Source organism: Streptomyces sp. NPDC018947 (assembly GCF_044390505.1).
Classification (GTDB): Bacteria; Actinomycetota; Actinomycetes; order Streptomycetales; family Streptomycetaceae; genus Streptomyces.
Map to the genome: position 1 here is coordinate 93,200 of NZ_JBIRZD010000001.1, position 19,930 is coordinate 113,129.

General features: G+C 73.5%; 18 protein-coding genes and 1 pseudogene. 14 read left to right on the forward strand and 5 right to left on the reverse strand.

What is annotated here, in order from left to right:
- Positions 1-52: 52 nt before the first annotated feature.
- Entirely contained in the window at positions 53-1,150 is a 1,098-nt protein-coding gene (locus ACH499_RS00405; RefSeq protein WP_356203818.1) for an amidohydrolase family protein, read from the reverse strand.
- 215 nt (positions 1,151-1,365) lie between these two features.
- On the opposite strand from ACH499_RS00405, the gene ACH499_RS00410 reads away from it, so the two are divergent.
- From ACH499_RS00410 to thpD, 5 genes are all read left to right on the forward strand, one after another.
- A complete protein-coding gene (locus ACH499_RS00410; protein ID WP_399012953.1) occupies positions 1,366-2,490 on the forward strand; it encodes a pyridoxal-phosphate-dependent aminotransferase family protein in 1,125 nt (374 codons plus the stop codon).
- Positions 2,491-2,819: 329 nt separating this feature from the next.
- Positions 2,820-3,335 (forward strand): diaminobutyrate acetyltransferase, encoded by a 516-nt coding sequence (gene ectA / locus ACH499_RS00415; RefSeq protein ID WP_399012955.1) that lies wholly within the window; start codon positions 2,820-2,822, stop codon positions 3,333-3,335.
- A 136-nt stretch (positions 3,336-3,471) separates the two neighbouring features.
- Positions 3,472-4,743, forward strand: a complete 1,272-nt coding sequence (gene ectB / locus ACH499_RS00420) for a diaminobutyrate--2-oxoglutarate transaminase (RefSeq protein WP_399012956.1) — start codon at positions 3,472-3,474, stop codon at positions 4,741-4,743.
- Positions 4,744-4,833: 90 nt separating this feature from the next.
- Positions 4,834-5,232 carry an ectoine synthase gene (locus ACH499_RS00425; protein WP_217144727.1) on the forward strand — a complete coding sequence of 133 codons (399 nt, stop codon included), beginning with the start codon at positions 4,834-4,836 and terminating at the stop codon, positions 5,230-5,232.
- A gap of 6 nt (positions 5,233-5,238) precedes the next feature.
- Positions 5,239-6,135, forward strand: coding sequence for an ectoine hydroxylase (gene thpD, locus ACH499_RS00430; RefSeq protein WP_399012958.1), 897 nt, complete (start codon positions 5,239-5,241; stop codon positions 6,133-6,135).
- Positions 6,136-6,231: 96 nt separating this feature from the next.
- Here the strand turns inward: thpD and ACH499_RS00435 are convergent, their stop codons facing one another.
- The 3 genes from ACH499_RS00435 to ACH499_RS00445 form a co-directional block, all read right to left on the reverse strand.
- The gene (locus ACH499_RS00435; RefSeq protein WP_399012961.1) at positions 6,232-7,281 is read right to left on the reverse strand and encodes an aminotransferase class V-fold PLP-dependent enzyme; all 1,050 of its coding nucleotides are present in this window, start codon (positions 7,279-7,281) and stop codon (positions 6,232-6,234) included.
- A gap of 96 nt (positions 7,282-7,377) precedes the next feature.
- Entirely contained in the window at positions 7,378-8,097 is a 720-nt protein-coding gene (locus tag ACH499_RS00440) for a DsbA family oxidoreductase (RefSeq protein WP_399012963.1), read from the reverse strand.
- Positions 8,098-8,225: 128 nt separating this feature from the next.
- A complete protein-coding gene (locus ACH499_RS00445) occupies positions 8,226-9,755 on the reverse strand; it encodes an aldehyde dehydrogenase (NADP(+)) (protein ID WP_399012964.1) in 1,530 nt (509 codons plus the stop codon).
- A gap of 116 nt (positions 9,756-9,871) precedes the next feature.
- Here ACH499_RS00445 and ACH499_RS00450 point away from each other — a divergent pair, with 116 nt between their 5' ends.
- The 7 genes and pseudogenes from ACH499_RS00450 to ACH499_RS00480 all read left to right on the forward strand — a co-directional run bounded on the left by ACH499_RS00450 (position 9,872) and on the right by ACH499_RS00480 (position 16,624).
- Complete coding sequence (locus ACH499_RS00450) at positions 9,872-10,645, forward strand: IclR family transcriptional regulator (RefSeq protein WP_356203802.1); 774 nt, start codon at positions 9,872-9,874, stop codon at positions 10,643-10,645.
- Positions 10,646-10,648: 3 nt separating this feature from the next.
- Entirely contained in the window at positions 10,649-11,119 is a 471-nt protein-coding gene (locus ACH499_RS00455) for a GNAT family N-acetyltransferase (protein ID WP_399012967.1), read from the forward strand.
- Positions 11,120-11,219: 100 nt separating this feature from the next.
- Positions 11,220-12,224 (forward strand): hypothetical protein, encoded by a 1,005-nt coding sequence (locus tag ACH499_RS00460; protein WP_399012969.1) that lies wholly within the window; start codon positions 11,220-11,222, stop codon positions 12,222-12,224.
- Positions 12,221-13,471: a sensor histidine kinase gene (locus tag ACH499_RS00465; protein ID WP_399012971.1), complete on the forward strand. Its 1,251-nt coding sequence runs from the start codon at positions 12,221-12,223 to the stop codon at positions 13,469-13,471. Before ACH499_RS00460 ends, ACH499_RS00465 begins: the two co-directional genes overlap by 4 nt.
- Complete coding sequence (locus ACH499_RS00470; protein WP_399012972.1) at positions 13,468-14,130, forward strand: response regulator; 663 nt, start codon at positions 13,468-13,470, stop codon at positions 14,128-14,130. The genes ACH499_RS00465 and ACH499_RS00470 overlap by 4 nt, the downstream gene beginning before the upstream one ends.
- Positions 14,131-14,195: 65 nt before the next feature.
- The gene (locus ACH499_RS00475) at positions 14,196-15,653 is read left to right on the forward strand and encodes a peptidoglycan D,D-transpeptidase FtsI family protein (protein WP_399012974.1); all 1,458 of its coding nucleotides are present in this window, start codon (positions 14,196-14,198) and stop codon (positions 15,651-15,653) included.
- A 36-nt stretch (positions 15,654-15,689) separates the two neighbouring features.
- A pseudogene (locus ACH499_RS00480) lies at positions 15,690-16,624 on the forward strand (LysR family transcriptional regulator).
- Between the two features lie 37 nt (positions 16,625-16,661).
- Here the strand turns inward: ACH499_RS00480 and ACH499_RS00485 are convergent.
- On the reverse strand, positions 16,662-17,261 hold the full coding sequence (locus tag ACH499_RS00485; protein WP_399012976.1) for a TIGR03086 family metal-binding protein: 600 nt from the start codon (positions 17,259-17,261) through the stop codon (positions 16,662-16,664).
- A gap of 141 nt (positions 17,262-17,402) precedes the next feature.
- Here ACH499_RS00485 and ACH499_RS00490 point away from each other — a divergent pair, with 141 nt between their 5' ends.
- The gene (locus tag ACH499_RS00490; RefSeq protein WP_356203788.1) at positions 17,403-18,683 is read left to right on the forward strand and encodes an MFS transporter; all 1,281 of its coding nucleotides are present in this window, start codon (positions 17,403-17,405) and stop codon (positions 18,681-18,683) included.
- A 33-nt stretch (positions 18,684-18,716) separates the two neighbouring features.
- The gene (locus tag ACH499_RS00495; RefSeq protein WP_399013797.1) at positions 18,717-19,919 is read left to right on the forward strand and encodes a TerD family protein; all 1,203 of its coding nucleotides are present in this window, start codon (positions 18,717-18,719) and stop codon (positions 19,917-19,919) included.
- The last annotated feature ends 11 nt before the right edge of the window (positions 19,920-19,930 follow it).

A 19,930-nucleotide genomic window follows, 5' to 3' on the forward strand; every position in this document is an offset into this window, starting at 1 on the left:
CACGTGCGTCTCCCGGGTGCCACCGGCACCGGCCCCCTGTCACCGGCGTCGGCTAACCGACGACCCGCCCGTTCAGCACCACCCGGCGCGGGGAGGCGAGCACACGCACGTCCGCGCGCGGGTCCTGGTCGTACACCACCAGGTCCGCGGGCGCGCCCTCGTCCAGGCCGGGGCGGCCCAGCCAGCGCCGGGCGGCCCAGGTGGTCGCGGCGAGGGCCTCCACGGGCGGGATGCCGGCGCGGACCAGTTCGGCGACCTCCGCCGCCGCGAGGCCGTGGGCGAGGGATCCGCCCGCGTCGGTGCCGACGAAGACCGGGATCCCGGCGTCGTGGGCGTTGCGGACGGTGTCGTAGCGGCGGGCGTGCAGCCGGCGCATGTGGGCCGACCAGCGCGGGTACCTCCCCTCGCCGCCGTCGGCCAGCGCGGGGAACGTGGCGATGTTGACCAGGGTGGGCACGATGGCGACCCCGCGCTCGGCGAAGAGCGGGATCGTGTCGTCCGTCAGGCCGGTCGCGTGCTCGACGCAGTCGATGCCGGCCTCGACCAGGTCGCGCAGCGAGTCCTCGGCGAAGCAGTGCGCGGTGACGCGGGCGCCCAGCCGGTGGGCCTCGGCGATCGCGGCCTCGACGGCGCCGCGCGGCCAGCAGGCGGACAGGTCGCCGAGGTCGCGGTCGATCCAGTCGCCGACCAGCTTCACCCAGCCGTCGCCGCGCCGGGCCTCCTGGGCGACGTACGCGACGAGGTCCTCCGGCTCGACCTCCCAGGCGTAGTTGCGGATGTAGCGGCGTGTGCGGGCGATGTGCCGCCCCGCGCGGATGATCTTCGGGAGGTCCTCGCGGTCGTCGACCCAGCGGGTGTCGGAGGGCGAGCCCGCGTCGCGGATGAGGAGGGTGCCGGCGTCGCGGTCGGTCAGCGCCTGCTTCTCGGCGACGTCCGCCGGGACGGCGCCGTGCTGGTCGAGGCCGACGTGGCAGTGGGCGTCGACCAGGCCGGGCAGCGCCCAGCCCTCGACGGTGCGGATGTCGCCGGCCCCGGCGGGACGGTCGTACGAGATCCGGCCGTCGATCACCCACAGCTCGTCGCGGACGTCCTCGTCCCGCGGTCCGACGAGCACCCGCCCCTTCACGTGCAGCACCGTGCGATCGCTCATGCCCCGCACCTTAGACGGGGCCGCCCGGTCCGCGGCAGCCCGCCCCGTGGGCGCCCGCGCGGGCCCCCGGCTCCTCGGCGCCCCCCACCCGGAAGGATCTCTTCCGCCCGTGCCGGTATCGCAACGGACCGCCTCCGCCCGCGGGGCGGCGCGGGGCTGGGGCTACTCTCGATCTCGAACGTCCGTCCCCCGCAGTGAGCGAAGAGAGCACCGCCGTGACCCATCCCTTCCTGGACCTCGCCCCGCTGACCGCGGGCCGTTTCGCCGCCATCGAGGACCGCGTGGCACGCCTCCTCGGCACCGGCCAGGACGTCCTGATCACGCAGGGCGAGGCGCTGCTGCCGCTGGAGGGCGCGATCCGCGGGTGCGCGGGGCCGGACACGGTCGCGCTGAACATCGTCACCGGGCCGTACGGGCAGACGTTCGGCGACTGGCTGCGGGACTGCGGAGCCACCGTCCACGACCTCTCCGTGCCGTTCCACACCGCCGTGTCCGCCGAGCAGGTCCGCGAGGCGTTCGCCGAGCACCCCGGGATCGACTTCGTGTCCCTGGTGCACGCGGAGGCGGCGACCGGGAACACCAACCCGGTCGCGGAGATCGGCGAGGTGGTGCGGGAGCACGGCGCGCTGTTCTACCTGGACGCGGTCGCGTCCGTGGGCGCCGAGCCCGTGCTGCCGGACGCGTGGGGCGTGGACCTGTGCGTGATCGGCGCGCAGAAGGCGATGGGCGGCCCCGCCGGGGTCTCCGCGGTGTCGGTGAGCGAGCGGGCCTGGAAGCGGATGGCGGCCAACCCGGGGGCACCGCGCCGGTCGTACCTCTCCCTGCTGGACTGGAAGGAGCGCTGGATCGACGGCGGCCGCAAGACGCTGCTGCACGCGCCGGCGCAGCTCGAGATGCTGGCGCTGGAGGCGTGCGTCGAGCGCATCGAGGCGGAGGGCCTCGAGACGGTGATGGCGCGGCACGCGTCGGCCGCGGCGGCCACCCGCGCCGGGGCGCTCGCGCTGGGCGGCCTGGAGCCGTACGTCCACGAGGCCCGCGAGGCGGCGCCGGTGGCGACGACCCTGCGCGTCCCCTCGGACCTGAACGCCTCGGAGCTGGTGGCGCGGGCGCTGGAGTCGGACCCGGCGCTGCCGCTGGCCGCGGGCGGGGGCGCGCTGGCCGGGGAGATGATCCGCGTCAACCACTACGGGCCGGACGCGACGCCCGGCGCGGTGCAGGGCTGCCTCGCGGCGCTGGGCTCCGCGCTGGCGCAGAAGGGACGCAAGACCGACCCGGAGGCTGCCCGGCGGGCCGCCGAGAACGCCTGGCGGCGACCGGAACCGAGCCTTCCGAAGGCGTGAATTCGGGGGCAATTCCCGGGTTTCTGACAATCGGAATTCCTGAATTTCCAGAGAGCAGCTTCCCGTATTCTTCTGCCCGCTTTCCTTCGGGCTAAACACTCTGATTTCACGAACCTCGGCCAACGCGATCCGGGCACGTGTCAGGCGGGTTACACGATTGTGACCCGTTACACACGCTGCCCGTTTTGCGGCTTTCTACCGGGCCAAATCGCCCTAATCTTCCGCCCTCTCGCGCGGAAGCACGCGCCCGCGTGATAACACAGGGCGCGCCCATGCGTAACCCCGTCCGGCGATGCAATTTCCAATTTCCCTGGGTAAATTCAATTTGCATGACTGCCGTGCAAGCAGACCTGCAAATCGACCGTCCGAGAGTGGCCGACGGGGCCGCTCTGTGGCGGATAGCGAAGGATTCGAAGGTTCTGGACCTGAACTCGTCCTACAGCTATCTGCTGTGGTGCCGCGACTTCGCGGCCACGTCGGCCGTCGCCCGCGACGAGCGCGGTGAGCCGGTCGGCTTCGTCACCGGCTACGTACGCCCGGACCGCCCGGACACCCTGCTCGTGTGGCAGGTGGCGGTGGACGAGGCCTACCGCGGGCGCCGACTGGCCGCCTCGATGCTGGACGGGCTGACCGCCCGGACCGTCGCGGATCTCGGGCTGACCACCCTGGAGACCACCATCTCACCCGACAACACCGCCTCCCAGCGGCTGTTCACCTCGTTCGCCGAGCGCCGCGGCGCCCGCCTGGAGCGCGAGGTCCTGTTCGAGACGGACCACTTCCCCGACGGGCCGCACGAGCCGGAGGTCCTGTACCGCATCGGCCCCCTGACCCCCGCCGGCAGCTGACCGGCCGGCCCCCGGCGGCCGGGCACCCCGCCCCCGGCCGTCCGGCCCCCTGAGACTTCCCGGCCGGAGCCGCACCGGTTCCGCCGGATCCGTACGACCTTCCTCTCCCACCTCACCCCACGAGGAGCGATTCGTCGTGACCATCACCCAGCCCGACCTCAGCGTCTTCGAGACCGTCGAGTCCGAGGTGCGCAGCTACTGCCGCGGCTGGCCCACCGTCTTCGACCGCGCGCACGGCAGCCGGATGTACGACGAGGACGGCCACGAGTACCTCGACTTCTTCGCCGGAGCGGGCTCGCTCAACTACGGGCACAACAACCCGGTCCTGAAACGGGCGCTGATCGACTACCTGGAGCGGGACGGCGTCACGCACGGGCTCGACATGTCGACCACCGCCAAGCGCCGCTTCCTGGAGACCTTCCAGAACACCGTCCTGCGCCCGCGCGACCTGCCGTACAAGGTCATGTTCCCGGGCCCGACGGGCACCAACGCCGTGGAGTCCGCGCTGAAGCTGGCGCGCAAGGTGAAGGGACGCGAGTCGATCGTGTCGTTCACCAACGCCTTCCACGGCATGTCGCTGGGCTCGCTCGCCGTGACCGGCAACGCCTTCAAGCGGGCCGGGGCGGGCATCCCGCTGGTGCACGGCACGCCGATGCCGTTCGACAACTACTTCGACGGCACCGTCGAGGACTTCCTGTGGTTCGAGCGGCTGCTGGAGGACCAGGGCTCCGGCCTGAACAAGCCGGCCGCCGTGATCGTGGAGACCGTGCAGGGCGAGGGCGGCATCAACGTCGCCCGGCCCGAGTGGCTGCGGGCCCTGGCCGAGCTGTGCGAGCGCCAGGACATGCTGCTCATCGTCGACGACATCCAGATGGGCTGCGGCCGTACCGGCGCCTTCTTCTCCTTCGAGGAGGCGGGCATCACCCCGGACATCGTCACCGTCTCCAAGTCGATCAGCGGCTACGGCCTGCCGATGGCGCTGACCCTGTTCAAGCCCGAGCTGGACGTCTGGGAGCCGGGCGAGCACAACGGCACCTTCCGCGGCAACAACCCGGCGTTCGTCACGGCGACCGCCACGCTGGAGGCGTACTGGGCGGACGGGTCGGCGATGGAGAAGCAGACCCGCACCCGCGGCGAGCAGGTCGAGCAGCACCTGATCGCCATCACCGAGGAGAACCTCGCCGACGTCAAGGAGTACCGCGGCCGCGGCCTGGTGTGGGGCCTGGAGTTCCACGACAGGGACCGCGCGGGGCGCGTCGCCCGGCGCGCCTTCGAGCTGGGGCTGCTCATCGAGACCTCCGGCCCGGAGAGCGAGGTCGTCAAGCTGCTGCCGGCGCTCACCGTCTCGCCCGACGAGGTGGACGAGGGCATGAAGACCCTCGCCCGCGCCGTGCGCGAGACCGCCTGAGCCGGATCCACCCCCTCCGGCGCTCCCGGCCCGCGCGGCCGGGGCGCCGGGACCCTTGCACACCCTTCACCTAGGAGGCATCGCACCACCGTGATCGTCCGTTCGTTCAAGGAGATCGAAGGCACCGACCGGCACGTGAAATCGGCGTCCGGCACCTGGGAGAGCAAGCGCATCGTCCTCGCCAAGGAGAAGGTCGGCTTCTCCGTCCACGAGACGATCCTGTACGCGGGTACGGAGACGTCGATGTGGTACGCGAACCACATCGAGGCCGTCGTCTGCACCAAGGGCGACGCCGAGCTGACCGACCGCGAGACCGGGAAGACGTACCACATCACCCCCGGCACCATGTACCTCCTGGACGGCCACGAGCGGCACACGCTCAAGGTCAAGGAGGACTTCCACTGCATCTGTGTCTTCAACCCGCCCGTGACCGGACGGGAGGACCACGACGAGAACGGCGTCTACCCGCTGCTCACCGAGGAGGTGTGAGTCACCGTGACCACGACCGCGAACGTCACCGACCTCTACCCGACCCGCGGTGCCACCGAGGTGGCCACGCCCCGGCAGGACCCGGTGGTCTGGTGTTCCCCGGACACGCCCGGCCCCGTCTCGGCCGGTGACCTCCAGTCCCTGGACCGCGACGGGTTCCTCACCGTCGACCAGCTCATCGGGCCGGACGAGGTGGCCGTCTACCGGCGCGAGCTGGAGCGGCTCGTCGACGACCCGGAGATCCGCGCGGACGAGCGCTCGATCGTCGAGCCGAAGTCCAAGGAGATCCGGTCCGTCTTCGAGGTGCACAGGATCAGCGAGGTGTTCGCGAACCTGGTGCGCGACGAGCGGGTCGTCGGCCGGGCCCGGCAGATCCTCGGCTCGGACGTCTACGTCCACCAGTCCCGGATCAACGTCAAGCCGGGCTTCGGGGCCAGCGGTTTCTACTGGCACTCGGACTTCGAGACCTGGCACGCCGAGGACGGCCTGCCCCACATGCGCACGATCTCGGTGTCGATCGCGCTGACCGAGAACTACGACACCAACGGCGGTCTCATGATCATGCCGGGGTCGCACAAGACGTTCCTCGGGTGCGCGGGGGCCACGCCGAAGGACAACTACAAGAAGTCCCTGCAGATGCAGGACGCGGGGACGCCGTCCGACGAGGCGCTGACGAAGATGGCCTCGGAGTACGGCATCAGGCTGTTCACCGGCAAGGCCGGTTCGGCGACCTGGTTCGACTGCAACTGCATGCACGGGTCGGGCGACAACATCACGCCGTTCCCGCGCAGCAACGTGTTCATCGTGTTCAACAGCGTGGAGAACACGGCGGTCGAACCCTTCGCGGCGCCGATCCGGCGCCCGGAGTTCATCGGGGCGCGGGACTTCACGCCCGTGAAGTGAGGACACGGCGCGCGTGACCGCGCGCACGGCCACCGGGCCGGAGCCTTGTCGTGTGGGACGGGAGGCTCCGGCCCGGTACGCGTCCGGCGGGGCGGGTCAGCCGGACAGCACGTCCAGCAGCCGGTCGACGTCGGCCTCGGTGTTGTACAGGTGGAACGCGGCCCGCAGATTGCCGGCCCGGTCGGAGACCTGCACCCCGGCCCGGCCCAGGTCGCCCTGGCGGTGGCCGAGTCCGGGCACGGACACGATGGCGGATCCCGGCGCGAACACCGGCTCGTGGCCCAGGGAGCCGAGGCCCTCGCGGAACCGGACGGCGAGGGCGGTGTCGTGGGCGTGCACGGCCTCGACACCGAGTTCCTCGATCAGCGCCAGGGAGTGCCGGGCGCCCGTGTAGGAGAACAGAGCGGGACTCTCGTCGAACCGCCGTGCGGAGTGGGCGAGTTCCTCCACGGGTCCGTAGCAGCTCTCCCAGGGGTGCTCGCCCGAGGCCCAGCCGGCGAACAGCGGGGTCAGCCCGCCCAGGTCCGGTGGGACGACGAGGAAGGCGACGCCGCGCGGGCACAGCACCCACTTGTAGCCGACGGCGGTCACGAAGTCGAAGTCCCCGGCGGACAGCGGCAGCCACCCGTTCGACTGGGACGCGTCGACGAGGGTCCGCGCGCCGTGAGCCCGGGCGGCGTCGCGCAGCGCGGCGAGGTCGGCGACCCGCCCGTCGGCGGACTGCACGGAACTGACCGCGACCAGCGCGGTGTCCGGCCTCACCGACTCGGCGATCCGCTCCAGCGGCACGCTGCGCACCTTCAGGTCGCCGCGCATGTGCAGCGGGTTCACCAGGGAGCTGAAGTCGGCCTCCGCGGTGAGGACTTCGGCGCCGGGGGGCAGCGAGGCGGCGACCAGCCCGCTGAAGGTGGCGACCGACGAACCGGTCGCCACCCGGGACGCGGGGACGCCGAGGAGCCGGGCGAAGGCGGCCCGGCTCGCCTCGACGTCGGCGAACATGTCGAGTGGCTGCCCGGCCGCCGCGGACTCGGCGACCTCACGCAGCGCGGCGAGGGTGCGGGCGGGCAGCAGACCGGTGCTGGCGGTGTTCAGATACGTGGTCTTCGGGTCGAACTCGGCACGGACGAGGGTCTCGAAGCTCTCCATGGCACCACTGTGCGGCCACGGGACCTCCCCGTCCATTGCGTATTTCTGCGCGATGCACCCAAGCTCTGCTTATGCGTGGGCCGCCACCTGCGACGTTCAGCCCTGCGGCACCGCGCAGCCGGCCGGTCCGCACGCCTCCGCCTCGGTGGCGCCGCCGTCGACGAGCTTCAGCGGGGCCCGCTCGCCCCACGCCCGCGTCAGCGCCTGGGCGAACACGTCGACGGGCTGGGCGCCGGAGACGCCGTAGGCCCGGTCGAGCACGAAGAAGGGGACGCCCGTGGCACCGAGCTGCGCGGCCTCGCGCTCGTCGGCGCGCACCTCGTCGGCGTGGGCGGTGGGGTCGGCCAGCACCGCGCGCACGGTCCGCTCGTCCAGCCCGGCGCCGACGGCCAGCTCCACCAGCCGCTCGTCGTCGTTGAACACGGAGCGCTCCTCGGCGAAGTTGGCCCGGTAGAAGGCGTCCAGCAGCGCTTCCTGCCGACCGTCCTTCCTGGCGAGGTGCAGCAGCCGGTGCATGTCGAAGGTGCTGCCGTGGTCGCGGTCCCGGGTGCGGTACTCCAGCCCCTCGGCGGCGGCCTGCGCACCGAGGTTGTCCTCACCGGCCTGCGCCTGCGCCTCGCTCATGCCGTACTTCGCGGTGAGCATCGTCAGCACGGGCTGGACGTCGTCCTTGGCGCGCCCGGGGTCCAGCTCGAAGGACCGGTGGACCACCTCGACGCCGTCCCGGTGCGGGAAGGCCGCGAGCGCCTTCTCGAAGCGGGCCTTGCCCACGTAGCACCACGGGCAGGCGATGTCGCTCCAGATCTCGACGCGCATGTGCTCGGCTCATCTCCAGGTCGTACGGGGCGGAGGCCTCCCCTCCGCCACGTACGTGAACGTTCAACCGACCGGTCCCATTCCCGGAGCCCTGAAGACGGGCCGACCGGACGCGCCCCGCAGGGGAACTACCGTTCGAGCACCCCGTTGAAGCGGCGCGGAAGCCCCAGCGGGTTGTCGTCCCGGAGCTCGGGGGGAAGCAGCGCCTCCGGCACCCCCTGGTACGCCACCGGCCGCAGCCACCGCTCGATGGCCGTACCGCCCACCGACGTGGACGTCGAGGTCGTCGCCGGGTAAGGACCCCCGTGATGCTGGGCCGGGGCGACCGCGACCCCCGTCGGCCAGCCGTTGACCAGCACGCGCCCGGCGAGCGGCGTCAGCTCGGCGAGGATCTCCGCCCCGCACCCCCGCCCGGCCGCCTCCTCGGCGGAGAGCTGCACGGTCGCCGTGAGGTTGCCCGGCAGCCGGGACAGCACGGCCCGCACCTCGGACTCGTCGTCGTAGCGGGCGACCACGGTCACCGGTCCGAAGCACTCCTCCAGCAGCAGGTCGTACGCGCCCCCGGCGGCCAGCCGTCCGGCCGGCACGGTCAGGAACCCGGCGCTGACGGTGTGCTCGCCGCCCGGACCCGGGGGCACCGGGGCCGACACGCCGGGCAGGGCCGCGCGCTCGGCGACACCGGCGACGAAGTTGCCCCGCATGCGGTGGTCGAGCAGCACCCCCTCGCCGGTGCCGGCGAGGGCGTCCGCGAGGGTCTTGACCAGGCCGTCGCCGGCGTCACCGGCCGGCACCAGGACGAGGCCCGGCTTGACGCAGAACTGGCCGACGCCCAGCGTCATCGACCCGGCGAGCCCGGCGCCGATGGCCTCGCCCCGCTCGGCCGCCGCGGCCTCGGTGACGACGACCGGGTTGAGGGAGCCCAGTTCGCCGTGGAAGGGGATCGGGACGGGCCGGGCCGCCGCCGCGTCGAACAGGGCCCGGCCACCGCGTACGGATCCGGTGAAGCCGGCCGCGGCGACCAGGGGGTGCCGGATCAGCGAGAGGCCGGCGTCGAAGCCGTGCACCAGGCCGACGACGCCCTCGGGGATGCCGTGCCGGGCGGCGGCGCGGCGCAGGACCCCGGCGACCCGCTCGGACAGCGCCGGGTGGTCGGGGTGGGCCTTGACGACCACCGGGCAGCCGGCCGCGAGGGCGCTCGCGGTGTCGCCGCCGGGTACGGAGAAGGCGAAGGGGAAGTTGGAGGCCGCGTAGACGGCGACGACGCCGAGCGGCACCTTGTGGCGGCGCAGGTCGGGCACCGGCGGGGTGGCGGTGTCGTCGGGGTGGTCGATGACGACGCCCAGGAACTCGCCCTCGTCGACGATGCCGGCGAAGGCACGCAACTGGTAGCAGGTGCGGGCGAGTTCGCCGGTGAGCCGGGCCGGGCCGAGTGCGGTCTCCGCGTCGGCCGTCTCCACCAGGGTGCTCCCGGCCCCCTCCAGTTCGTCGGCGGCGGTGCGCAGGAACGCCGCGCGGACGGTGCGGTCCGCCAGGGCCTGGCGGGCGGCGTGCGCGGCGCGGACGGCGGCGTCCACCTCCTCGGCCGTGGCCTCCGTCGCGGCCTGCTCACGCTGCTTCCCGGTACGGGGGTCGACACTCCAGACTGGTGCTGCTGCCACCGCGGGCCCTCCACGTGCTCTGCGTCTCCGCATCGGCTCGTTCGATATACTGAACGCCGTCTCCGATGATGAATACGGCGGACACTATTTCGCGGCGAACGAAGGGGTCAAGGGCGATGCCGGCTGGCGAGGCGGGGGGCGGGGCGCAGGTCAAGTCCGCCGTGCGGACGGTGGAATTGCTCGAGTACTTCGCCGGACGCCCCGGCATGCACACCCTCGCGTCGGTCCAGGAAGCCGTCGGCTACCCCAAGTCGAGCCTGTACATGCTGCTGCGCACGCTGGTCGAACTGGGCTGGGTGGAGACGGACGCGACGGGCACCCGGTACGGCATCGGCGTCCGGGCGCTGCTGGTCGGCACGTCGTACATCGACGGCGACGAGGTGGTCGCGGCGGCCCGGCCGGCACTCGACCGGCTCTCCGACGACACCGCGGAGACCATCCACCTCGCCCGCCTGGACGGCATCACCGTCGTCTACCTGGCCACCCGTCAGTCACAGCACTTCCTGCGGCCGTTCACCCGGGTCGGGCGCCGGCTGCCCGCGCACTCGACATCGCTGGGCAAGGCGCTGCTGAGCACGTACAGCGACGAACAGGTCCGCAAGATGCTGCCGGAGACCCTGCCGGCACTCACCGAGCACACCATCACCGACCGGGAGAGGCTCATCGAGGAGCTGCACCAGGTGCGGGAGCAGGGCTTCGCCGTGGACCGCGAGGAGAACACGCTGGGGCTGCGCTGCTTCGGCGTGGCCCTTCCCTACCGCACCCCCGCGCGGGACGCGGTAAGTTGCTCGGTGCCGGTGGCGCGGCTGACGCCCGCGCACGAACAGACGGTGAAGGACGCGCTGTTCGACGCCCGCGACCGGTTGATCCTGGCGACCCGGAGGCTGTGAAGCATGCACGTCGCGCTGCGCGAGGTCCACGACAGCGATCTGCCCGTCTTCTTCCGGCAGATGAACGATCCCGAGGCCCTGCGGATGGCGGCCTTCACCTTCGAGGACCCCGCCGACCGGGACGCCTTCGAGGCCCACTGGAAGAGGATCCGGGCCTCGTCCGCCGTGGTGCGGACCATCCTGGGCGACGGTGACGTCATCGGCAGCGCCGCGGTCTACGGCGAGCCGGGCGAGCGCGAGGTGACGTACTGGGTGGACCGGGCGTACTGGGGCCGGGGCGTGGCGACCGCAGCCCTGCGCGCGCTGCTGGCCGAGGTGCCGGACCGCCCGCTGTACGCGCGCGCGGCGGCGGACAACGCCGGGTCGCGGCGCGTGCTGGAGAAGTGCGGATTCGTCACGAGCGCCCTGGAGCGGGGGTTCGCGCAGGCGCGGGGCGAGGAGATCGACGAGGTCGTCCTCCACCTCATGGGCTGACGCCCTCCGCTCGGGGGGTGACGCGTCCTCCGCCGTGCGGCGGAGGCGGATCGTCGCCGCGCAGGACGTGCCCGGGGTGCCCGGGAGGGAGCGTGGAGGCATGACGCAGACGCTCGCCGCCGCACCGGCCGCCTCGCCGGCCGCACCCCTCACCCGGACCCGCCGGCTGCTGCGCGCCGCCGCCGTCCTCGCCTGCCTTCCGTACGTCGGTCTGAAGGTCGCCTGGATGGCCGGGAGCCGGGTCGGCGTCCCCGAGGGCAGTCCCCTGCTGGACCACCCGGTCACCATGGCCGTGGCCAACGGGATCACCCTGCTGATGGACTGCTGTGTGATCGTGCTGGCGCTGATGCTGACCCGGCCCTGGGGACGGCGGGTGCCCGCGTGGCTGCCGGCCTTCCCGGTGTGGGTGGCCACGGGACTGCTCGCGCCGATCACGGCCGGGTTCCCGCTGCTGCTCCTCACCCGGGTGTTCACCGGCGGCGGCGCGGGGTCCGGCCCGGAGGAGCCGTTCCTGGACGAGTGGGTGTTCGGGCTCGTCTACACGGGGTTCATCGTGCAGGGCATCGCCCTCGGCGCCCTGTTCGTGCTCTACGCCCGGGAGCGCTGGGGCCACCTGTGGCGGGGGCGGATGTGGGACCTGCCGGTCCGCTCCCTCGGCACGGCCCCGCGGGTCGTCGCGGTCGTGGGCGGCGTCCTCGCGCTGTTCCCGGCCGCCGTCCGGCTGTACTGGGCCTGCGGGGGCACGGGCGGGCTCAGCGAGGGCCGCGTGGCGGACCGCACCAGCGACTTCTACGTCCTGGAGGCGATGTACGTCGTCTTCCTCGTCGCGGCCGTCACTGGCAGCGTGCTGCTCGCCTTCCGCCGCGCGCGGGTCCTGCCGGTCGCCGTGCCCCTCGCGCTCGTGTGGGTGTGCGCGGGTGCCGTGGCCTGCTGGGGCGGCTGGATGATCTTCGGCGCGCTGTCCGGGACGGACGATCCCGCGGACCGCGCCACGCCGATGATGCTCCTCACCTACTCTGCCCAGATGATCATCGGCTTCCTCCTCGCCTCCGTCGGCGCCCACTTCCTCGCCCGGCGGTCCGCCACCACCCCCCGGCCGTCATGACGGAACCGGGCCGGACCCTGTTCGGGCGGCGGGCGCGCCTGCGGTGGATCCATCTGATCCTCGGCGGCGCGCTCGCCATGCCCTACGTGCTGGCCGGCTCGGTCCTCGTCGTCCCGTTCACCGGGGTCGACGACGTCTTCGCCTCGCTGCCCCTGCAACTGGGCTCGTTCGCGCTGGGGTTGCCGATCGCCGCCCTCACCTCCCTGTTCCCGCCCACCCGGCCGCTGGAGGCGGGGGTGGTGCGCTGGCTGTGCGGTGTCGAGGCCGACCGGCTCGCCTACGGACCCGCACGGACGAAGGGCGAGAAGGGGCGTACGGCGGCCTGGTTCACGCTGCACCTGGGGGCCGGCGGGATCATCGCGGGGATGTCGCTGGCGGTACCGCCGTTCGCGGCCGCGCTGGTCCTGATGCCGTTCGTCCCGGCGCTGCACGACAACCGGCTGGGGCTGCACTCCCCCTTCGACCAGGCGTGGGGGCTCGCGCTCGCGCCGGTGGCGGGCGTCGCCATGCTCCTCGCGCTCGCCGGGTGCGCGGCCGGGTGCGGTGCGCTGCTGGCCCGTTGGGCGCCCGCGCTGCTCGGCCCGTCCCCCGAGGCCCGGGTCGCGGCGGCCGAGGCACGGGCCGCCGATCTCGCCGTGCGCAACCGGCTCGCCCGCGAACTGCACGACTCCGTCGGCCACGCGCTGAGCGCGGTGGGGCTCCAGGCGAGCGCGGCCCGGCGGGTCCTGGACACGGACCCGGAGTTCGCCCGCGAGGCACTCGCCGCGATCGAGGACACCGTCCGGCGCACCGTCGGCGAACTCGACGCCGTGCTCGGCGTGCTGCGGGAGTGCGACGCGCCGGGCGACGCGCCGGCCCCCACGCTCGCCGCCGACCTCGACGGCCTGCTGCGCCGCACCCGCGCGGGCGGGGCGCGGGTGACGGCCTCCGTCGCCGCCGAGCCCGAGGCGCTGCCGCCGCCGGTCTCCCGCGAGGCGTACCGCATCGTGCAGGAGGGGCTGAGCAACGCCCTGCGGCACGGGGGCGCGGCGGTCGCCGTGGCGCTGCGGATCGACGTGGTGGACGATCAGCTGCGCATCACCGTCGAGAACCCCTTGGGCGCGGCCCGCGGACCGCGGCCCGGCGGCGGTCACGGTCTGCGCGGCATCGCGGACCGGGCCCGGCTGCTGGGCGGCGCCGCCGAGGCGGGCGGCGCCGACGGGGTGTGGCGCCTGCACGCACGCCTGCCGTTGAAGGGACCCGCATGACACGAGCACCGATCAGGATCGTCCTCGCGGACGACGAGCGCATGGTGCGCACCGCCCTGCGCGCCATCCTCTCCGCCGAGACGGACCTGGAGGTCGCCGGTGAGGCGGCCACCGGGGCCGAGGCCGTGTCCGTGGTGCGCGACACCCGGCCGGACGTGGTCCTCATGGACGTCCGGATGCCCGAGGTGGACGGCATCCGCGCCACCGAGCGGATCCTCGCCACGCTCGACGAACCTCCGCGCGTCGTGGTCCTGACCACGTTCGAGAACGACTCCTACGTGTACGACGCCCTGCGCGCCGGGGCCGCCGGCTTCCTGCTCAAGCGGGCCGACGCCGACACGCTCGTGCAGGCCGTGCGGCTGGTGGCGCGCAGCGACACGCTGCTGTTCCCGTCGGCCGTACGGGCGCTCGCGGCCGAGCACACCCGCCCGGCCCCCGCCCCGCCGGCCTGGGTGGCGCGGCTGACGGAGCGGGAGGGCGAGGTGCTGCGGCTGCTGGCGACCGGGCTGACGAACGCCGAGATCGCCCGGCGGATGGGGGTGGGGCCGGCCACGGTGAAGACACACGTGGCGTCGGTACTCGCCAAGACCGGCACCCGCGACCGCACCCAGGCGGCACTGCGGGCCTACGAGGCCGGGTTCGCGAAGCCCGTTTCATGAACGGACGATGAGAAAACGGGGCGCATGGGAACGATTCGCTCCCGGCCGTTCGTCCTGTGGGCGGGATGAACAAGACGATCAGGCGCGCATCGGTCTTCACGCTGCTCCTGGTGTTCGCTCTGCTGGTCAGGGCGACCTGGGTGCAGTTCTACGAGGGCCGGGCACTCGCGGACGACAAGGACAACCGGCGCAACGCGATAGAGACGTACGCGGAGCCGCTCGGCAACATCATCGTGGCCGGGCGGTCCGTCACGGGCTCCGCGAGGACGCAGGGAGGTGACCTCGCCTACAAACGGACGTACACGAACGGGGAGCTGTACGCGGCGGTGACGGGCTACGCCTCGCAGGCGTACGCGCCGACGCAGCTCGAGGGCGTCTACCAGGACCTTCTCAACGGCACCGACCCGCGACTGAAGTCCGCCATGGACACGGTCACCGGCCGGCGGGCCGATCCGGGCAACGTGATCACGACGATCGACCCGGACGTGCAGAAGGCCGGGTACGAGGCGCTGGGCGACAAGAAGGGCGCCGCCGTCGCGATCGACCCGAAGACGGGCCGCATCCTCGGGATCGTGTCCACCCCGTCGTACGACCCGTCGTCGCTGACCGACGCCAACACCGCCGGTGAGGCGTGGAAGAAGCTCACGGCAGACCCGGACAAGCCGCTGACCAACCGGGCGCTGCGCCAGCCGCTGCCGCCCGGCTCGACGTTCAAGCTCGTGGTCGCGGCGGCCGCGCTGGAGGACGGGCTGTACGGCTCGGTGGACGAGCCGACCGACAGCCCGGACCCGTACCGGCTGCCGGACACCCTGACCGACCTGACGAACGAGAACCCGAACGCGCCCTGCGAGAACGCCACGATCCGCACCGCGCTGCGCTACTCGTGCAACAACGTCTTCGCCAAGATGGCGGTCGACCTGGGCCAGGACAAGGTGCGGGCGACGGCGGAGAAGTTCGGGTTCAACGACGAGACGCAGGACGTGCCCGTGCGGGCGTACCCGAGCGTGTACCCGAAGGACATGAACCGGTCGTCTACGGCGCTGACGGGCATCGGCCAGTTCGACGTGACGGCGACCCCGCTGCAGATGGCCATGGTGTCGGCGGCCATCGCCAACGGCGGCGAACTGGTCTCGCCGCACATGGTGGCGCAGATCACCGGCGGGGACGGCGACGTGCTGGAGGACCTGGACGGCGCGGCCCGGACGAAGCGGATCGTCAGCGCCTCCACCGCCGACCAACTGGCCTCGGCCATGCGGACGGTGGTCGAGCAGGGCACCGGGTCGAACGCGCGGATCCCCGGCGCGACCGTGGGCGGCAAGACGGGCACGGCCCAGCACGGCGAGAACAACAGCAAGACGCCGTACGCCTGGTTCACCTCGTACGCCGCCTCGGACTCGTCGGACCGGGAGGTCGCCGTGGCGGTCCTGGTCGAGCAGTCCGACGCGGCCCGCTCCGAGGTCAGCGGCAACGGGCTCGCGGCCCCGGTGGCCAAGGCGATGATGGAGGCGGCGCTCGAGGGCTAGAGGCGGGCGGGCCGCCGGCGTGCGTAGGCTGGCGGCGTGGACACCGAGGCAGTGCGCACGTTCGTCCGGGCGGCCGAGCTGGGTCAGCTCCGGCACGCGGCCGACGAACTGGGCGTGACGCAGCAGGCCGTCTCGAAGCGGATCGCCGCCCTGGAACGCGAGCTGGAGGTCCGCCTGTTCACCCGGACCGCCCGAGGGGTGGAGCTGACCCTCGACGGCCAGGCGTTCCTCCCGCACGCGCGGAGCGTCGTCGCCGGTGCGGACCGCGGGGTCGCCGCCGTACGGCCCGGCTCGCGGCCCTGCGGATCGACGTCCTCGGCTTCCGCAGCGCGCAGGCCGTCGTGCTGCACGACTACTGGCGGTCGGACCCCGGCGTGGACCTCGACCTGGTGACGCTCAGGGTCGACGACCCCCGGCTGGCGGCGGCCGCCGTCCGGGCGGGCGACGTCGACGCCTCGTTCCGCACCGTCACCGACCCGGCCGCGCTGCCGCGCGAGGTGCGCATGGTCCACGCCTTCGACTCCCCGCTGGAACTCCTCGTCGGCCCCCGCCATCCGCTGGCCCCGGCGCGCACGGTGACGCCGGCGCGGCTGCGCGGGCTGCGGATCTGGGTGCCGGGCATCGCGCCGGGAAGCGAGTGGGCGGACTTCTACGACCGGCTCGCCGCCGAGTTCGGTCTGAGCGTCGACGCTGCGGGCCCGCACTTCGGCGACGAGGTGCTGCTCGACACCCTCGCGGACTCCGCCGACCTGGCCACCCTCGTCGGCGCACGCGACCGGTACGTCTGGCCGGCCCGTCACGACCTGCGCCGCATCCCGATCGTGGACCCGGCGCTCGCCTACCCGCTCTCCCTCATGTTCCCCCGGACCGGTCCGCACCCCGGGCTCCGGGCGGTCCTCGCCCACCTGGCGGGCCTGCCCCCGCTTCCCGAGCCGGCGTGGCGCCCGTCCTGGGCACCGCCGCGCCGGTGACGGGCCGGCACACCGCTGCCGGCCCGTCACCGGCGTCCTACGCGGGCCCCGGCCAGCCCGGGTGGCGTCCGCTGAGGCCCACCGCCCGGTCCAGCAGCGGGGCGTCGGCGGGGACGGCGACGACCGGACCGAACATGCCGGTGTCCCGGTCGGCCTCCTCGGCGGCGGCGGACAGGAGGCCGTAGGCCACCTGGAGGGCGGCGGGGTCGGGGCGGTACTCCTGGCCGGTCGCGCGGGCCAGGTCCCAGCCGTGGATCACCAGTTCGTCGGCGACCACCGCGCCGGCGGCCTCACCGGGCAGGTCGAAACCGCCGGCCCGTGTCATGCCGGTCCAGGCCTCCGGGGCGCGCCACGCCTCGGCGAGTTCGCCGAGCACCTTCGTGAGCTCCTCGCGCCAGCCGGGGCCGATGTCCGGCACGGTCGTGCCGGGGCCGGTGTCGGTGGTGACGCCCAGATCCTTGCGGGCGGCGTCCCGGAACGCCACGGCCAGGCCGGTCAGGTGGCCGAGCAGGTTGCGGACCGCCATGTCCGGGCACGGTGTCGGGTCGGCGAGCCGCGCGTCGCTCACGCCCTCCGCGAGGCGGACCAGGATCCGGGTCTGGGGTCCGAGATCCAGGGTGGCGGGGTCGGGGGTCATGGGCTGCTCCTCGGGGAGGACGGTCGGTGCTGTCGGGAAGAAGACCGATCCCGGCGGTGGGACTCATCGGCCCGCGGGCCAACGTTTCTGAGGCATCTGCCCGATGCCGGCGCCCGTGCCTCAGACCGATGATGACCAGGCATGACGGCGAAGAAGACGCATACGAGGAAGAAGACGACGCGCGGGGCGTGGCCGGTGGCCCGGGTCCTGCGCGACCGCGACGCGGGCCTGTATCTCGCGGGGGTGGTGGTGTCCGGCTTCGGCACCTCGGCGCTGTGGCTGGCCTCCGGGGTGTGGGTGAAGGACCTCACCGGCTCGGACGGACTGGCGGCCCTGTGCATGCTGGCGATGTGGGCGCCCACCCTGGCCGGCCCGGCGCTGGGCACCCTCGCGGACCGGGTCCGCCGCAAGCCGCTGCTGATCGCCACGAGCCTGCTCATGGCCGGGCTCCTGCTCTCCCTCTTCGCCGTCGACTCGCCCGCCACGCTGTGGCTGCTGTTCGCGGTGCTGTTCGTGTACGGCGCGGCGGGCGTCGTCCACGAGGCGGCCGAGTCGGCGCTCGTCGCGGCGGCCGTCGACGCGCGGCTGCTCGGCGACTTCAACGGACTGCGCATGACCGCGAACGAGGGCATGAAGCTCGTGGCGCCCCTGGCGGGCGCGGGTCTCTACGCGGCGTACGGGGGCGCGGGCGTGGCCCTGCTGGACGCGGCGACCTTCGTCCTGGCCGCGGGGGTGTACGCGGCGCTTCGGGTGCGGGAGACGAGGCCCGGGCGGCCCGCGGCGGACTGGCGGCGGCGGACGGCCGAGGGCGCCCGGTATCTGTGGGGGCACGCACGGCTGCGCCCGCTGGTCCTCGCGGGCGGCGTGATGATGCTGTGCGCGGGCGTCAACGGCGCCACCGCCTACGCCGTCGTCGACGCCCTCGGGCACTCCCCCGCGTACGCCGGTGCGCTGTACGCCGTCCAGGGCGCCGGGTCGGTGGCGGTGGGGCTGCTGGCCGGGCCCGCCCTGCGGCGGCTGGGCGGGCGGCGGTTCGCGGCGTCCGGGATCGCGCTGCTGGCGGCCGCGGTGGCGGTCCGGGCCGTCCCGCACGACGCCGTGGCCCTGGTGGCCGGCGCGGCGATCGGCGCGGGGATGCCCGCGGCGCTGATCGCCGCCCTGACCGCCGTCCAGCGCGAGACGCCGGGGCCGCTGCTGGGCCGGGTCACGGCGACGGCCAACTCCCTGATCTTCGTACCGAACGTGTTCGGACTGGCCGTGGGCGCGGCCCTGGTGGAGCTGACCGCCCTGTGGGTGCTGCTGCCCGTCCTGGGCACCGTCCTGCTGGCGACGGCCGCGGCACTCGCCCGCCGCCCGCGGGACACGGGTGCCGCCGTCCCCGGGGCCCGCGACCCGATTGGCCGTCGGGTAAGGGAACGGTAAAACGGCCTCGCTCGTTCACCCGGCATGACAGCTATGACCCCCGGCTCGAACATCCCCCTCTCCGCCGCCCGCGTGACGGTGGACGTCGCCGCGCCCGCGCGGCTCGACGTATCGGGCCTGCTGCTCACCGCCGACGGCAAGGTGCGCTCCGACGACGACTTCATCTTCTACAACCAGCCCACCGGCCCGGGCGTGACCTACCGTTCCGGCGGCGGCACCGCCCCGGACGCGATCACGGTCGACACCTCCGCCGTCCCGCCGGGCATCGAGAAGATCGTCGTCACCGCCAGCCCGGACGCCGCCGGCCAGACCTTCCAGGGCATCGAGCCGACGGCCACCATCCGCAACGCGGACGACAACTCCGTCCTCGCCACCTTCACGCCCCCGCAGCTCGGCACCGAGACGGCCCTGGTGATCGTCGAGGTCTACCTGCGCAACGGCGCCTGGAAGGCCCGCGCGGTCGGCCAGGGCTACGCGAACGGCCTGGCCGGCATCGCCACCGACTTCGGCGTCACGGTCGAGGAACCGGCGGCCCCCGCCCAGCCCGCCCCGCCCCGGGCGGTCACCCCGCCGCCGGCCCCGCCCGCCGCCGCGCCCACCATGCCGGCCGCTCCCCCCGCCCCGCCGGCCGCGCCGCCCGCCCCCGCGCCGGGCGCCGGGAAGATCAACCTGGACAAGGGCCGGGTCAGCCTCCAGAAGAACCAGACCGTCTCCCTGGTCAAGGGCGGCCGTCCGGTGCTCTCCCAGGTCCGGATGGGCCTGGGCTGGGAGCCCGCGTACCGCGGCAAGGACATCGACCTGGACGCGTCGGTCATCGCGTACGGCCCGCAGCGCAACCACATCGACAGTTGCTACTTCGGCAAGCTCCAGATCCTCCAGGGCGCCGTCCGGCACTCCGGTGACAATCTCACCGGCGAGGGCGGCGGCGACGACGAGGTGATCACGGTGGACCTCGGCCGGCTCCCGCAGGAGGTCAGCGGCCTGGTCTTCACGGTCAACTCCTTCTCCGGGCAGAAGTTCACGGAGGTCGCCAAGGCCTACTGCCGGCTGATGGACGCCGCGACCGGCGAGGAGCTGGTCCGCTTCGACCTGACCAGCGCCGAGCCGCAGACCGGCGTGATGATGGCGAAGCTGATCCGCCAGTACTCCGGCGAGTGGGAGATGACCGCCATGGGCGACTTCGTCAAGTCCCGCACGGTGCGGGGCATGGTCAAGCCCGCGGCCCAGGCGCTGTAGGCGGACGCCGA

Excerpts from the sequence above, each read along its gene's own strand:
- ACH499_RS00455 (WP_399012967.1), top strand. The coding sequence starts at position 10,649 with ATGCACGTCGCGCTGCGCGAGGTCCACGACAGCGATCTGCCCGTCTTC.
- ACH499_RS00460 (WP_399012969.1), top strand. The coding sequence starts at position 11,220 with ATGACGCAGACGCTCGCCGCCGCACCGGCCGCCTCGCCGGCCGCACCC.
- ACH499_RS00490 (WP_356203788.1), top strand. The coding sequence starts at position 17,403 with ATGACGGCGAAGAAGACGCATACGAGGAAGAAGACGACGCGCGGGGCG.
- ACH499_RS00465 (WP_399012971.1), top strand. The coding sequence starts at position 12,221 with ATGACGGAACCGGGCCGGACCCTGTTCGGGCGGCGGGCGCGCCTGCGG.
- ACH499_RS00495 (WP_399013797.1), top strand. The coding sequence starts at position 18,717 with ATGACCCCCGGCTCGAACATCCCCCTCTCCGCCGCCCGCGTGACGGTG.
- ACH499_RS00435 (WP_399012961.1), bottom strand. The coding sequence starts at position 7,281 with ATGGAGAGCTTCGAGACCCTCGTCCGTGCCGAGTTCGACCCGAAGACC.
- ectA (WP_399012955.1), top strand. The coding sequence starts at position 2,820 with ATGACTGCCGTGCAAGCAGACCTGCAAATCGACCGTCCGAGAGTGGCC.
- ACH499_RS00450 (WP_356203802.1), top strand. The coding sequence starts at position 9,872 with ATGCCGGCTGGCGAGGCGGGGGGCGGGGCGCAGGTCAAGTCCGCCGTG.
- ACH499_RS00485 (WP_399012976.1), bottom strand. The coding sequence starts at position 17,261 with ATGACCCCCGACCCCGCCACCCTGGATCTCGGACCCCAGACCCGGATC.
- ACH499_RS00470 (WP_399012972.1), top strand. The coding sequence starts at position 13,468 with ATGACACGAGCACCGATCAGGATCGTCCTCGCGGACGACGAGCGCATG.
- ACH499_RS00405 (WP_356203818.1), bottom strand. The coding sequence starts at position 1,150 with ATGAGCGATCGCACGGTGCTGCACGTGAAGGGGCGGGTGCTCGTCGGA.
- ACH499_RS00475 (WP_399012974.1), top strand. The coding sequence starts at position 14,196 with ATGAACAAGACGATCAGGCGCGCATCGGTCTTCACGCTGCTCCTGGTG.
- ACH499_RS00440 (WP_399012963.1), bottom strand. The coding sequence starts at position 8,097 with ATGCGCGTCGAGATCTGGAGCGACATCGCCTGCCCGTGGTGCTACGTG.